Consider the following 14,128-nt stretch of genomic DNA (forward strand, 5'->3'; position numbering starts at 1 on the left):
GAGCGGTCACTAAAAATCTGCATGGTGCGCGGTCATTAAAAATCTGCACTTAGTACGTATTATTCTCCACTACCATACACCTCATTCATATGCGCAGCGTAAGCAATCTCAAAAGCATTTTGCTGAAAAATCTTAAGCCCCGTTTCACCAAAAGAAACAGTTACCGGATTACGTTTTAACGATTCTTTTAATGCAGTAGCAGACATTAATTCAACGTCCAGTGATGAAATTAATTGAATTGCTGATTCCATTTTGAAGCCTAAACCACCACCTGCAAATTTCCCCTTCAGCGGCCTCTCTTTAATAATAACTTTATTAATTTTGTAGTCTTCCGTAAGTTTTGCAAATGTGCTTTGAAAGTAGCGAATATCAGAGGTTTTATTCTCTTTGCTAAAATCAACTTTGCGCACTCTGCAGTCAGGTATGGTGAACAAACCATCTTGATAACTGAGTAAACAAATTACCGCTTCAGTGCCTTTAATTTCTATGCCACAAATTTTCATATTATTCTGTTAAGTAAGTAGACCTACCAAGGATTATACTCAAGTCGTTCACATTCTCAACTAAAGCTGTTCTTCATGCGAGACTAAGCTCATATTAAAACTAGATAAAAACCACGTTAGCATTCATCTTCGTTTTATTCAGGTTTTATACTTACAAGGAGCTCTTGATTTATTAATTTAGAGTCATTAGATGCTATAATCTCCAAAAGATAGGTGTGCTAAAAGCAATAGCTAATCTATATTACTAAAATTTTTCTAGCATCCGTAAATACAAAATATAGGTTTCTAAATGCCCAATGAATGGTCTGGCCAAATCGCCAAAATGCATGTTTCGGTAGATGGTGACAACAATGCACAATATCAACTTCCTGTGGGTGATTCACAGGTAAACATGAACGCGCTAATTGGTCACGAAATTGCAGTCCAATACAGCGGTGAAATTAACTGTATTCATTGTAATAGGAAGACTAAAAAGAGCTTTAGTCAAGGATACTGTTATGTTTGCCTGACTCGTTTAGCACGATGTGATTCCTGTATTATAAAACCAGAAAAATGTCACTATGAACAAGGCACCTGCCGAGAACCTAAATGGGGCGAGGAGAACTGCCTGCAAGATCACTTTGTATATCTAGCCAACACAGGTCAAATTAAAATAGGCATAACGAGGCATGTAAGCAAGGGGGTGTCGTCGAGATGGATAGACCAGGGGGCTTCTCAAGCGATGGCAATATTTAGAGTAAAAGAGCGCTTACTAAGCGGTTTAGTTGAAATAGAAATAGCTAAGCACATAGGTGATAAAACTAATTGGCGAACCATGCTAAAAGGTCAGCCCGACACCTTAGATCTTGTGACGATGCAGGAAAAAGTGCATATTCTCATCCAAAAACCCTTGCAAGCAATTCAAGATAAATATGGCCTTCAAGCTGTTCAAGCGTTAGAACCTAAGCCAGTTGAAATCAATTATCCGGTTAATCATTACCCAGTTAAAATTAAATCAATAAATTTAGATAAAGAACCTATATTTGAAGCAACCTTATTAGGTATTAAAGGTCAGTATCTTTTACTTGATGAAGACAGAGTCATTAATATGCGTAAATATTCTGGTTACTCTCTTAGTTTGCAGGCATAGAGGTTTTTTAAATGGATGTATTTGAACCTATCGTTTTGACATCTGGCTTATTTTTACACAATAGATTGATTAAAGCCGCCATGGAAGAAAATATGGCAAACGAAGTGCAGCAACCTGGCAGTGATATTTTTAATTTATACACTGCATGGGCTAAGGGCGAAATGGGCGCAATCATAACCGGCAATGTTATGGTGGACCCCCAAGCCATGACAGGACCCGGCGGCATCGCTTTACATGCAAATAGTGAGCTAGCACCATTTACAGAATGGGCGAAATTAAGCAAAAAGCATGGTGTGAAAATAATCATGCAAATTAACCATCCTGGTCGACAGACCTACAGAAGCTTAGGGGGTAAAACAATTGCGCCTTCAAGCACACCGCTTGAATTAGGTAAACACTCCTCTATGTTTTCTCAGCCAGAAACAATGAGTGAGACTGACATTCAAGATGTTATATCACGCTTTGCCATTACCGCTAAAAAAGCCGAAGAGGCGGGCTTTGATGGTGTTCAAATCCATGCAGCTCACGGTTACCTATTATCTCAATTTTTAAGCCCGTTGGTTAATAAACGACAAGACAAATGGGGCGGCAAAATCGTAAATCGCTCTCGCTTATTGATCGAAATAGTGTGTAGTGTTAAAAAAGCAGTGTCTACTCGCTTTTCCATTTCTGTAAAGCTTAATTCTGCCGACTTTCAACGCGGTGGATTTGATATTACCGACGCAATACTTGTGGTTCAGCAACTAGAAAAAATGGACGTTGACTTTGTTGAGTTATCGGGCGGAAGCTACGAGGCGCCTGCAATGCAAGGGCGTAGCGCGGATGATCGTACACTAGCGCGTGAAGCATATTTTCTGGAATTTGCTAAATCTATAGCGCTACAGACAACACTTAAAATAATGACCACGGGCGGTATTAAACGTTTGGCTGTTGCAAATCAAGTAAGAAACGAACACATCGATTTAGTGGGTATTGCCAGTGCAATGGCATATAAACCTGATTTAGTCAGAATATGGAAAACTAATGCCGAAGCGCTTGGGTTTACGCCCAAGGTGGATTGGAAAAATAAAACACTTGCAGCACTCGCCACAATGGCACTAGTAAGACGCCAATTGCAAAGATTGGGCAGGTCCAAAGTGCCTAAACAAAATGCTTCTGCATTGTTTAGTCTAATTCAAGATAGGATAAGGCTTGCTAAACTGACCAAGCGTTACAAAAAAAATGTGCTTGGGAAGTAGAAAAGATATCGGATACCAACTAGTTGGCGTCTATAGCTTATTGTTTACCTTAGGGTGAGCATGAGCCTACTTAAGTATTCTATGATATAGCTCTTGGCTGTGCCACGGGTGCATCAGGATAGTCTTGCAGCACTTTATCAACATACTCTTTACGTTTCTGTTCTGCTTGGTCACCAAATAAAATTTGGCATGCTTCGATAATCCCCTGTGTGTTGATAATTTCAGTTTTCCTTAACACCATTTCAATCTTAGAGCGACGACGTAAAAAGTCTTCAAGGTTTGTGATCATTTCTCTTCTTGCTGCATAGTGCACCTCAGCTCGCAAGTACTCTGCGTTACGCATTAATTGCTCAGCTTGGCTTGGGTCACGCTGAATCTCGTCTAATATTTGTAGTGCATGAATGTCATAACGTCGCCACAGTCTTACGGTGAGCTTTTCGGAACTATAGCTTGGCGTCATATCGTCTAGACCAATCAACCCTGCTCTATACTCAAATTCCTTTTTAATCTCAAGCGAAGATTCACCATACCAAATCGCGTCTTTATACGGCAGTGAAATACCTAAATCTTCAACAAGATCAGCAACTTCCTCGCCTACATTTATACAGTCGGTCAACTTGCCACCAAAAATACTCAAGTACTTGTCTTCTTTGTTCACATCTACCGCATGCTTTCGAGACAATGCAACCCAGTCAGCAGTGCCACCTGCGCCTTTCACTGCTAATGGACGCACACCCCAACGCTCAGAAATAATATCATCGCGGGTTAATGGCTTTGGTAAATTTAGCAGTGCGTTTACGTTATCAAGAATGAAGTCTCGGTCTTCTTCAGTTACCGACGTCATTGGGTTTTCAACTTGATTATCGGTGGTGCCTATGCAGGTTTTCTGTCCCATTGGGATAACAAAAAATAAACGACCGTCAGATGCAAAAAAAGCTAATACTTTATCCACTTTTGTGAGCTTATCAACAATTAGATGCACGCCCTTCGAATACAAATGGCTGTGTTCCGTTTGTTGCTTAATTTCATCATTATACTTGTCAACCATAGGTCCGCAGGCATTAATGATCGCCTTTGATTGTATGGTAAATACTTTACCCGACTGCCCGTCGATAGCTTGTGTCTGCCAAATACCATCTACCTTTTCGCTACCGAGTGCACCAACGTAGTTAGTCACAATAGCACCATTGTCCATCGAACTGCGCACAAAATTAAAAACAAAACGAGCGTCATTATCATGTAAAAACGCATCCGAATATTCAAATCCTCCCTGCGCATTTGATATATTGATGGCTGGTTCGGCCTCTCTTATTTTTTTTGCTGATAAAAGGATCGGCATTTGCGTGAAAAACCTGCCCATTATCCAATACATACAAGTGCCCATGAATACGAACCATGCAGGAAAACGAAAGCCTTTTTGTAATGTGGTTAAGAAGCGAATTTCTTGTACTGTAGAAGGGTAGCTACGCATTAAATGATTACGGCTTTTGCACAGTTTGTTAACCAAAAAATATTCGTGGTTTTCAAGGTACTTAATACCGCCCCATGCAAGATTGGACGAATTAGAAGAGGTATGGCCGGCAAAATCACCTTTATCTATCATCGCTACGCTTGCCCCTTTTCTAGATAAAGAGGCGGCAGAAACGGCACCATTTATGCCTGCGCCTATTACCAGCACATCAAATACTTCGGCCGATAATTTTTTTATATTGGTTTCTCTTAAAATCATAGATATCTAAACTCGTCGATTACTGGTCTTGGACTATTAGAAGATGTGGCTGATGCTTTTTAATCTCATAAAAAAGGACCAAATAATGCTAAAGATTTGTTTTAGATTGTTTTCGCATGTTCTATTTAGTAAAATAACACTCATTAACGAATACTTGCAAACATTTTCGAACATAAAAAGAAAATAATTGGCAAGTGACCTAATTGATTAAAACTAGATGGTTTGCAGTTATCTATACGATATGTAGTTTAACATCATGGTTGTTTAGAATTGTTTGAATGCTCTTTGGTGGCATACTGTCAGTTATCACATCATGTGCCTGATCGATATTGCCGAGGCGTACCATGGCATAGCGGCCAAATTTCGAATTGTCAGCGGCGAGCAATACTCTTCTAGAATTTTTAATAATTGCTTGAGCAACTTTTACTTCACGAAAATCAAAGTCCAACAAAGAACCATTATCTTCAATACCACTAATACCAATAATTCCAAAATCCATCCGAAATTGATTAATAAATTCCTCAGTGGCTTCACCGATAACGCCTCCGTCACGAGAACGCACTTCTCCTCCTGCGATTAACACTGAGAAGTCTTTTTTGACACCCAAGATAGCAGCGACATTCAAATTGTTAGTAACAACCTGCAAATTTTCATGATTGAGCAAGGCTCTAGCGATCGTTTCGGTGGTTGTTCCGATATTAATAAACAAAGAAGAACCGTTTGGGATCATCTTAATGACATGCGCCGCTATTTTTTCTTTTGCCTCAAGATCCATGATTTTCCTTGTTTGATAAGAGGTATTTTCTATACTGGATATAGGCCCGGCGCCACCGTGATGGCGCCTTAATTTTTGACGTTCAGATAAATGAGACAAATCACGCCTGACGGTCTGTGGAGTAACTTTGAAGTAATCAACTAATTCTTCAATTGTCACTGAGCCTCTTTGCTTTAGAAGTGTCAATATGGATTCATGTCGATGATCTTGTGTCATCATAGCCTCGTCTTAATTAGTATGAGTGCACAGTATATGTGAAATTCGATTGAAATAAAATTGTCAACAAAATCATGTAAGGCAAGGGAATCAGAATCACTTGTGAAACAAAACTCTTTAGATCAAGGTGTATAGATGTAGCCGGCATTAAGCTCAGAACAACCGTTGCAGCCTGCGACTGCCATGCTGGCTTGCACCATAACGGATGCCAGCGTTCGCCATTGCGCAGTGGTTTCGCCGAGAGAGCTAGGTATTTTTTTTGATCCTGAGTTATGCGATGTGAACGGTTTGAGGAGTCTTACCGTTGAAAACAACAGCAATGGTACCAGAGGCCAGTACTGAATTGATTGTGTAAGGCATTGATTTATAAGTAGTAGGTGTTTTTGATGTCTGATTTGTGTATCCGTATGTGTAACTTTTTGCATTCGCGCTATTATTCATTTTTAACTAAAATATTAGGAAGTGTGAAAAAACACACGTCCTCTTATTGGCTGAACACTCCCTGCATTTATTCTATTTGAATGTTAAGTTTTGATAAGTTCTCAAGGTTGAATACGCCCTGCATTTATTCTATTTAGATTTCGGGTTTTATAAGGTTTTTCGAGGGTTGAATGCCCTGTGTGTCATGATACTCCCATACCATAACAATTTAAATTTCTTATTCTTCAGCACTAGCTAATAGAGGCGCTCTAATCAACTTCCACAATTTTTATAATTACTTTCAAGACATCGTTTCGAAAGCGCCTGTGCTTTTGATATATCATTCATCGACATTTCATTTTCTAAAAAGTCAAAAAGCAGTTTTGCATCAGCGCCGTTATACCTAGAAATGTTAGCCCAGCTATATGATGTAATAAAACTTTGAAGAACACCCTCGCCGAGTAAGTACATAGTCCCCAGTTCATACTGCGCTTCAGCATCGCCATCCTGCGCTAATTGTTGAATAAGTTCTATTTCTGGAGTTTCTTTTTCCGCAGTAGCACTTACATGTATTTGAAAAAATAACAACGCGCTGATAAAAAGTAGTTTAAGCATATTAAAGGTCCAAAAAAATCTACTATATATGTATTAAATAGTAATACAGGCTCTTAGTTGAGTAAACCATAGTTAAATAATCATTTTATGGCTTGAATGTCACGTTTTGATAGGTTTCTTGAGGGTTGAATGCTCCCCAGCATTCGCGCTCTAGTTTCAGTATTATATTACGCTTTGCTTCGAACGTATCCCATCTTATGTAAGGTGGCTTCTGCCAATAGACTATATTCACAACTAAATTATTAATGTCAGGGTGAGAACAACCGTATAACGATTTTCTTAATTTGCGTATACGTCTTATGCGTCTATGCTTTAGCCGTTCAGACTGGCTAGAATAATGTAAACCTATACACTCGCGACAATAGTAGCCCTGTTTGATCGCGTAAAGGCTCTGGCGCTGTTTTGAACATTTAGGGCAAGTGATATATAGCTTATTGCTTGCGCTGCTGTCATCAAGCGTTAAGCCGATAAGGTGAGGCTTGTCGTTAATCGTGAATTGAGCGAACCGCTGGCCGTTTAGTTCTTTCAGTTCTAATGTTTTATGCGTAGTGAATAGATTTGTACCTGTCAGGGTGTAACTACCTAAAGGCTCGGTTAATAGCGGCTTAAAAGCTTTGGCATAGATGCGCTGGTACTCGTGAGTATAAGCTCTGGTTTGTGTTCTTCCGCTATGGTCACCTTTGGGCACAGTGTTTTACTCCGAAAAACTAAAACTCTTCTTCGCCAAGTTCTATTCGAGCGCCTCTACTTGCCAGCGGCTTTATTGGTGAGCATACATAGGGAAGCAATTTAGCTAAAAAGTTAAGTTTATCTATGGGGTCTTTAACATCGTTTAACGTGGCCGCTAGATTAGCCAGTTCTATTTGTACGGCATCGTTTATTAAATGCCTAACGTCTCCGCTTATGCCGTTGCTTTTGTTTGCTGCCATGATAATTTACTCCGCTTTTAGTAATTCGTTATATTATAACATAATGTTTAGTACGAAAAACAGGCGAATAAAAGGTTAGTGTATTTGTTGTCTTAATCTTGTATCGTCATGAATTGATTTAACCATTAATAGGAATATAGACAATATGGACAATAGCTTTGCAGTGATTTTAAGAGACAAAAATTATATTGTTGTTACACATGACGAGTCATTAAATATAGACACTGACAGTAAAAAAATGGATTTTGTTGTTTCTGAATTTGAAGAGATGAATATGGATATTGAGCTTATTGAATCCATTAAAAGTGTCGACGAAGCCAAAGCAAATTCAGAGTTAAAACTTATCCAATGGTGTAATAATCAATTTATAATATTTTTAAAGGATGAAAGTTTTATCAAAATGGAAACTGGCTCTCATAAGCCAATGACTATGGAAAGTAAGGTTGAATTTGCTATCAAAGTGTTAAAAAAATCAGGGAAGAACCCTGATCAATTTTCTCATATTGGTGACGAAAGCGAGTTAAAAAGTAAAACATATGTGCTACTAGCTTCATGGATAATTGGTGCAATTTTAATTGTAAGCTTGGTTTATGTTTTCTTTATAAAGTAACTAAGGCGTGTTGACCCCCTGTGCGGACACTTTTTAATCAGCCAGCATTGATAGTCACATTACAGGGAAGATCAACAATCCATAACATTTATCTGGTATCAAACACCTTTTTAGCCAATCCACTTACTTATAGTAGGTACCCTTTGAGAAGTATAAAAAGTATAATAAATATAAGAATTTAAAGAATTAACAAAGTTAACGAAATTAAGGCTACATGCGGGCTTCAGCCTGTCTAGCTATGGCAGTAAGAGTATCAGTAAGACAATAAGAACGAGTGGCTAGGGGTACCCTCTCTCCTAACTTTTCTAATTTTGTATATTTTGTATGTTTTACAGTGGGTGGGGTAATCGCGTGTTTTTATAAAAAAATAAGGGTTTACCAGTTATTGCAATAAACCCTTAAAAAATGCTTATCTTCCTTTGGCTTGTTTGTACTCGTTGACTTCATCACTTGAGCAAAAGAACGTGGTCAGCATATAAACGCGAGTATTCTTATCGCCTTTCGTCTCTCGCCACCTGTCGCCTCTAATATAGTCCTTGCCGTCATGGTCTCTTAATACTGCGTGTACCTTTTTGAGGCTTTCACCTGTGTTATTTCGTACTTCCTCTACTAATTCGGTTTTAGTTATAACGCCACTTTTAATAAAATCCGTAATCGACTGGATAATAATCTCATTCTTTTCCAGCTTGTCATTTACTTGTTTTTGTAGGATTGCTTTTGCTGCGTTGGCATCGTCTACCTGTTCAATTGATTCTAATATCTCGTTATACGTCAAACCAGTTTGAATAAGGTAGCTGTATGATTTTTTCGCAGTAACATCGCCCCTTGATTTAAAGTTCTCAAACGTCACCACCTTTCGCCCCGCTTGATCGGGGTCGCCTGTATCGAGCGTATAGGCGCAATCGGCATCATCGACAATATCACTGGTACCTGAATAAATAAGCTTGCCGTCTGAATCTCTGTGCTTATTTACATGTGCTAACATGATAACGGTACCGCCATTTGAGATAAACTCACGTACGACCTTGCCGAACTCAGTACCTGTCTTTTTGTCCATTACATCAGTAAACTTTTTAAGTGTATCAAGTATGATTATTTTACCCCTCGCTGATTGCTCATTGATGAGCGTTCTAATCATCAGCAAAAAGTCATTGGCGACAAAGCCGTTATAAGAGGGTGCCAGCATGTGAAAATTGTTGGCTTCAGCTAGTTTAAGCTTTGTTACCAGTCCCTTGTGATTATCATCAGCATTAATGTAATAAACATCCTCGCTTTTTATGTTGTTTTCTTTAATGGCTTGGATCAATAGCCACAATGTCATAAGGGTTTTACCTGCGTTAGGCTGGGCGTAAAATGCCGTTGCTTGTCCTAATAGCGCAAATTCACCTAATACAAACTTATCTTCTAACATTTGAGCTTCCATTTCTTTTGATTGGCCTTTGAGCGAATACATCGCTAAATCTAATTTAGGCTTATAAAACGGTTCACTTGCTGCCGTTTTAGTAAACATTTGCAGCGTGTCTTCATCTCCTTTTTGCGTTGCGTAAGCTTGCTGATTGGCTTCGTTGATTGTTTGCCCGCTGTTGGTCGTTATGCGGTCGCCTAATGACTTGAGCGCTGCTGTGCGGTCGTTGCCATACTCATAGAAAACCATTAAGTCGAACGCGTCTCCAAAGCAACTATTGCCATCCTCTGCGACTTGTCCAATGCCTGCGTTTATGTCGCTTCCATGGTGTGAGATCCATTTATTGTTCTTTATGATAACTGCCGCGGCTCCTGATTGGCTTAGAGGGCTTAACCATCGCGTACCATTGGCTTGATAATCGTATGTTCTTAAACATAGGTTTATAGTATAAGACCTGTTCACCGCCTCAAATACGCTTAACCCTTGAGCGGCTAAAGCTTCCCTCTTTATCTCTGCCTGTTGTCGTCTAGCTGCCTGCGCTTTTTCTTTTGCTGCGAGCTGCTGAAGCTTTACACCATATTCATAACGCCATGCTTCAGGCGTCAGCAGTTCACCTTCACCGCTAATTATTCTATAGTGGTAATCATCGCCTTTGTTAGGCAAATAACAGGGCTGTGCGGCTCTCTCTGCTGCCTTGTCGGGCGTTATGTTTAAGGCTGTTAACTTATCGCTTAAAATAGACTGGTAAACTATATATTCGTGGCCTGTTAAGCTTTCAGCCAGCGGAATAATGCCCCTATACTTTGGCTTTCCTGGAGTGCTGCTCTTGCTGGTGTAAACATACGCTAAACAGCCGCCAGTGATTGTTTCTAGCCTTTCTGATAGTTCATTAACAGGTAAGGCTGTTTCGTCAATATCACACCATAGGGCGCCATACAGGCCGCTTTCGCGTTGGGTTTTATGTTCGCGGCTTTGTAAGTTCGAGAAAACAATCCAGCGGGCTTTTTCCTTGTCCACCTGTTGCGGATTGGATAACATTCCCTCTATTTCGTCTAGGCTGATAATCGGCAGCGTTTCACTAAAATAAGGCTTGCCGCGCTTCAGTGGGTTATTGGTGTGAAACTTGCCATAACCTGATATAAATTGATTGATTGTCATAATTAAGCGCCCCCATCGTTAGACGTTAGGGAAGTCATAAAGGCGCTGGCGTTTTGTTTGCGCTGCTCAAGCATAAGCTTGATCAGTTGTTTGATTTCTTCATCAGTATAGTTAGCTGAATAGGCTAATAGCAACGCGTTTACTTCATGCGCTATATAACCGACTGCTCTACCGCCTAATGATATGACTGGCGGAAAAGCGCCATTTCTTGCGCGTTCAAAAATAGTCGTATTACTTAAACCAGTAACTTTAATCACTTCGGTTTTACGTAGTATTCGAATGGCGCTCATTGGCTTTGCGCTCCCATGTTAGCCGAGCGGTTCTTTATTAGTTTTTTTACTAATATTTTAATTTGGTCAGGTAACTGCTGTTCAATACGCGCTTGAATAATGGTTTCCACTTCATGGCGAATAAACGCCACAGCTCTCTCACCGATTGCTATAGGCGGGCAGAACAAGCCCTGTTTGATGTCGTGTTGAAGTGCTGATTTTGATCTAGCTGTTAAAGCTAAACATTCGGGGCGTCGAATTAGTATAGATGTTTTGTTGTTTTTCATTTTTGCTACCTGTATCAGTTGTTAATGACTGATAAAGGATTGTAAGCACATTTTTCATAGGGTCGAGATGGCAAGTAGTTGTCACTTTTTCGCACGATTATAATCCATGGCTCCTATATATTTTCACCCTGCAATAATCCACATATTTCAACAAATAGGGCAATTATTCACTGTGCAATAGCTGCTTTCGTTTGTTTCAGTTCTTAAATGCAAATATTATGCAAATTAACCATGTGCTAATACACGTGGTTATGAGAGCCTGTAAATGATTTCAATACCCAATGCGACTTTGATTTCGGAGCATAGGCTATCCACTCGACACAACTCTAAGCAATAGAAAATTTAATGGTAGGGGCGGTTGTAAACGACTCCGCAGGTTTCATTAGCAATGGACTGTTAATATGAGAAATTAACGGCCCTGATTTCACGAAAGTTACCTCAAACTCCCTTTAGCTAGCATCGTTCCATCTTGACAGACGGCTGTAAGGAAGATCAGGGTATAGTGTTAATTCATCTTATACTCTAAATCTAGTTTTCATTTTTATACTCACTTTTTTACGTTTGCATAGTGTTAGGTATACACATTCCCCAGAACCCCTAAACGGGATTTTGACAACCTTCTATTATTGAATTTTCGGCATCTTAATCCGTTGTTCAATGGGGCTGATTTTATTATTGCTAGATTCCAGTTGCTTACGAGGAAGTTTTTTGGCTTCCCCAATTCTTAATGGTTCGCGAAAAGTAGGACCCTGACCCTGATTTTTTCTAGTAATATCTCCTTCAACGTCAGTCTTTTGATTTTTATTTACGTCAACAACAGACACAATTCTAGCGATACCATCCTTGTTACTAATCGTAACTTTCTTGCTTAACACAAGGCCGTTATCAATTTTTTGTCCATTAAAAAATGCCTTATTATTCTTGCTTTTATTTGCTGTGCTGGCACTTGCCTGACGGGTCGAATCTATAGTATAAGTTTCGAAAGCGGTTGAGAAATTGTTACTCTCACTAGCCTCATCTACTATAACAATTGTATCAACAGCGACGGACACAAAATACTCGCCCGCAGGCAGAGCATTACCTTCAAAATCCTTTGTCACATCGAATACTGCCTGATTATTCTCGTTTCTAAATACACTATTGCCTGACTGCAAACCAAAGCTAACTGGCTCAGTGAAAGGGAAAAAATTCTGGCCTTGAAAATCTAACTGATCATGCAGGACAATGCTAACATCCCAGCCAGTAATATCGATGTCTCCTGCACCAATATTAGTAACACGATACTCGAACGTAGCTTGATTGTTTTCAATTGGCTGAATAAACCAACTGTCTATTGCTAAGTCTGGCAAATTAGAGCCCTTTAATTGGACCGCATCACTGGCAAACGTAATATTGTCACTCTCAATACTTTCATCTACTTTATTAACGGCGTCTACTACCATTGCAAGATAGTATGAGCCGGTCTCTAATCCCTCGGGCAAAGTGAACGGGAAAGAATTGGTCTCATCACGAAAAGCAGAACTACCGCTTTCTAAGGCAAATGGCACTTCTTCAAAAGCAACGAGACTACCGCGGCTAGAAAAGGTTGGGTCGTCTGATAAAATAAACGCAACATCGACACCTTCTGGTGCAGTGCTGGCGCCAGAGTTTAAAACGGTGTAATAGAGTTCGCCGCTACCACCAGAAACAGGATCATAAACAATATTCCATTCTTGCACGACTAAATTGGGCCTATCTGTCTGAACTGGCACGTTAATAGAAACCTCGGGCACGTCCCCTTGGGAATCGTCAAAGAGTATCACTGCAATAGTGACAACATCAGTAATATTTGAGTAAGGGAGCCAGAAAAAACCATCGTCGCCCCAGCTAGGCCCCCAAGAATTCATAACCTTGAATGCACCACCAAACTTATTATCATCAAAACCAACTAGTACTACCGCGTGGCGGCCCGTGATAGCGCCACTAAAGGTATTATAAACCGCATTTTCACCGGCTGAAGAGAGCGAACGAAATGATTCGTAGAGGGTTATTCCCGCGAAAACCGGCACTTGATTTGACAGCGCGTCTTTTGCGTCTTGGACGCCAACCCTGGCCGCTTTACTTACCTTATAACTTTGCGCTTGCGATGTAGCAAACGCACTTGGTTGAGTCTGAAAGTCATTGGGATTATATGGCATCGCGCTTAGTGTTGCTGCCCCTTGTGAAATAAGCAAGTTAATGGCAGCAATTGGGTCTGAACCCTTATCTTGACCATTATTAATCTGGTTGTAAATCCAAGCCGGACTGAAGGTAGTCTCGGGAGTATAATCCCATTGATATTCTACTCTTTCATGGTATGACTTTATTGCATACCCAAGAGCCCAACCTACGCAGCTGCTTTGTTTTCCTTGATTCCCTACTACTGGGAATAAACCAGATAGATCGATTCGTGTGGGGGTTTGATTAGCTTGCCTGTCACTATTGGTAAATGTGGTACTGTCAAAACTAGCCACCTGCAATTGCGCATAATCACTGGCTGATACGGGTGTTGCACCTGCGCCATTTTCTTCTATATTTTCAAAGACAATAGTAATGACAGCAGGCTCACTAAATAGCTGACCATCGGTAGCGCGATAACTTAACGTAGCTTGGGACTCATCACTGCCGGTCAAAGTCAAATAGAGAACACCATCTTGAATAAAGGCCTGCTTATAACCAGCCCCTGAAAATTCAGAGTCAAGCACATAACTAACGGTATCATTATTTGGGTCATTTGCGAGTAAGTTTAATTGAACATACGGTGTTGAAAAATTAGAAGTGGTTGTGAGGCTTTCTGCAACAGGCGCATCATTTAAAGTATTAAGAA

General features: G+C 40.0%; 13 protein-coding genes. 3 read left to right on the top strand and 10 right to left on the bottom strand.

Features of this window, described 5'->3' with window-relative positions; genetic code table 11:
• Positions 1-59 precede the first annotated feature (59 nt).
• On the bottom strand, positions 60-503 hold the full coding sequence (locus tag GPUN_RS09915; RefSeq protein ID WP_006006236.1) for a DUF3010 family protein: 444 nt from the start codon (positions 501-503) through the stop codon (positions 60-62).
• Between the two features lie 289 nt (positions 504-792).
• Between GPUN_RS09915 and GPUN_RS09920 the strand changes: the two genes are divergently transcribed.
• Together GPUN_RS09920 and GPUN_RS09925 are read left to right on the top strand one after the other, a co-directional pair.
• Positions 793-1,632 carry a DUF2797 domain-containing protein gene (locus tag GPUN_RS09920; protein ID WP_006006238.1) on the top strand — a complete coding sequence of 280 codons (840 nt, stop codon included), beginning with the start codon at positions 793-795 and terminating at the stop codon, positions 1,630-1,632.
• Positions 1,633-1,643: 11 nt separating this feature from the next.
• Positions 1,644-2,870, top strand: coding sequence for an NADH:flavin oxidoreductase/NADH oxidase family protein (locus tag GPUN_RS09925; protein WP_006006240.1), 1,227 nt, complete (start codon positions 1,644-1,646; stop codon positions 2,868-2,870).
• Positions 2,871-2,949: 79 nt separating this feature from the next.
• Here GPUN_RS09925 and GPUN_RS09930 read toward each other — a convergent pair whose 3' ends face one another.
• The 5 genes from GPUN_RS09930 to GPUN_RS09950 form a co-directional block, all read right to left on the bottom strand.
• Entirely contained in the window at positions 2,950-4,599 is a 1,650-nt protein-coding gene (locus GPUN_RS09930; RefSeq protein WP_006006241.1) for a glycerol-3-phosphate dehydrogenase/oxidase, read from the bottom strand.
• A 232-nt stretch (positions 4,600-4,831) separates the two neighbouring features.
• The gene (locus GPUN_RS09935) at positions 4,832-5,590 is read right to left on the bottom strand and encodes a DeoR/GlpR family transcriptional regulator (protein ID WP_040520915.1); all 759 of its coding nucleotides are present in this window, start codon (positions 5,588-5,590) and stop codon (positions 4,832-4,834) included.
• A gap of 693 nt (positions 5,591-6,283) precedes the next feature.
• Complete coding sequence (locus GPUN_RS09940; RefSeq protein WP_006006246.1) at positions 6,284-6,625, bottom strand: hypothetical protein; 342 nt, start codon at positions 6,623-6,625, stop codon at positions 6,284-6,286.
• Between the two features lie 85 nt (positions 6,626-6,710).
• Positions 6,711-7,313 carry a hypothetical protein gene (locus tag GPUN_RS09945; RefSeq protein ID WP_006006248.1) on the bottom strand — a complete coding sequence of 201 codons (603 nt, stop codon included), beginning with the start codon at positions 7,311-7,313 and terminating at the stop codon, positions 6,711-6,713.
• 19 nt (positions 7,314-7,332) lie between these two features.
• Positions 7,333-7,554: a hypothetical protein gene (locus GPUN_RS09950; protein WP_006006250.1), complete on the bottom strand. Its 222-nt coding sequence runs from the start codon at positions 7,552-7,554 to the stop codon at positions 7,333-7,335.
• 145 nt (positions 7,555-7,699) lie between these two features.
• On the opposite strand from GPUN_RS09950, the gene GPUN_RS09955 reads away from it, so the two are divergent.
• On the top strand, positions 7,700-8,164 hold the full coding sequence (locus tag GPUN_RS09955) for a hypothetical protein (protein ID WP_006006252.1): 465 nt from the start codon (positions 7,700-7,702) through the stop codon (positions 8,162-8,164).
• 409 nt (positions 8,165-8,573) lie between these two features.
• On the opposite strand, the gene GPUN_RS09960 is transcribed toward GPUN_RS09955, so the two are convergent.
• The 4 genes from GPUN_RS09960 to GPUN_RS13730 form a co-directional block, all read right to left on the bottom strand.
• Complete coding sequence (locus tag GPUN_RS09960) at positions 8,574-10,727, bottom strand: P-loop NTPase family protein (protein ID WP_006006254.1); 2,154 nt, start codon at positions 10,725-10,727, stop codon at positions 8,574-8,576.
• Positions 10,728-10,729: 2 nt separating this feature from the next.
• Positions 10,730-11,017 carry a helix-turn-helix transcriptional regulator gene (locus GPUN_RS09965; RefSeq protein WP_006006255.1) on the bottom strand — a complete coding sequence of 96 codons (288 nt, stop codon included), beginning with the start codon at positions 11,015-11,017 and terminating at the stop codon, positions 10,730-10,732.
• A complete protein-coding gene (locus tag GPUN_RS09970; RefSeq protein ID WP_040520914.1) occupies positions 11,014-11,283 on the bottom strand; it encodes a helix-turn-helix transcriptional regulator in 270 nt (89 codons plus the stop codon). The genes GPUN_RS09965 and GPUN_RS09970 overlap by 4 nt, the downstream gene beginning before the upstream one ends.
• A gap of 623 nt (positions 11,284-11,906) precedes the next feature.
• A partial coding sequence (locus tag GPUN_RS13730; RefSeq protein ID WP_202946226.1) for a C1 family peptidase occupies positions 11,907-14,128 on the bottom strand: 2,222 nt, incomplete at its 5' end.

It is taken from the genome of Glaciecola punicea ACAM 611 (genome assembly GCF_000252165.1).
Lineage (GTDB): Bacteria > Pseudomonadota > Gammaproteobacteria > Enterobacterales > Alteromonadaceae > Glaciecola > Glaciecola punicea.

What these genes read in the sequence shown, in the direction of transcription:
- GPUN_RS09915 (WP_006006236.1), bottom strand. Translation starts at nt 503, where the DNA reads ATGAAAATTTGTGGCATAGAAATTAAAGGCACTGAAGCGGTAATTTGT.
- GPUN_RS09920 (WP_006006238.1), top strand. Translation starts at nt 793, where the DNA reads ATGCCCAATGAATGGTCTGGCCAAATCGCCAAAATGCATGTTTCGGTA.
- GPUN_RS09925 (WP_006006240.1), top strand. Translation starts at nt 1,644, where the DNA reads ATGGATGTATTTGAACCTATCGTTTTGACATCTGGCTTATTTTTACAC.
- GPUN_RS09930 (WP_006006241.1), bottom strand. Translation starts at nt 4,599, where the DNA reads ATGATTTTAAGAGAAACCAATATAAAAAAATTATCGGCCGAAGTATTT.
- GPUN_RS09935 (WP_040520915.1), bottom strand. Translation starts at nt 5,590, where the DNA reads ATGACACAAGATCATCGACATGAATCCATATTGACACTTCTAAAGCAA.
- GPUN_RS09940 (WP_006006246.1), bottom strand. Translation starts at nt 6,625, where the DNA reads ATGCTTAAACTACTTTTTATCAGCGCGTTGTTATTTTTTCAAATACAT.
- GPUN_RS09950 (WP_006006250.1), bottom strand. Translation starts at nt 7,554, where the DNA reads ATGGCAGCAAACAAAAGCAACGGCATAAGCGGAGACGTTAGGCATTTA.
- GPUN_RS09955 (WP_006006252.1), top strand. Translation starts at nt 7,700, where the DNA reads ATGGACAATAGCTTTGCAGTGATTTTAAGAGACAAAAATTATATTGTT.
- GPUN_RS09960 (WP_006006254.1), bottom strand. Translation starts at nt 10,727, where the DNA reads ATGACAATCAATCAATTTATATCAGGTTATGGCAAGTTTCACACCAAT.
- GPUN_RS09965 (WP_006006255.1), bottom strand. Translation starts at nt 11,017, where the DNA reads ATGAGCGCCATTCGAATACTACGTAAAACCGAAGTGATTAAAGTTACT.
- GPUN_RS09970 (WP_040520914.1), bottom strand. Translation starts at nt 11,283, where the DNA reads ATGAAAAACAACAAAACATCTATACTAATTCGACGCCCCGAATGTTTA.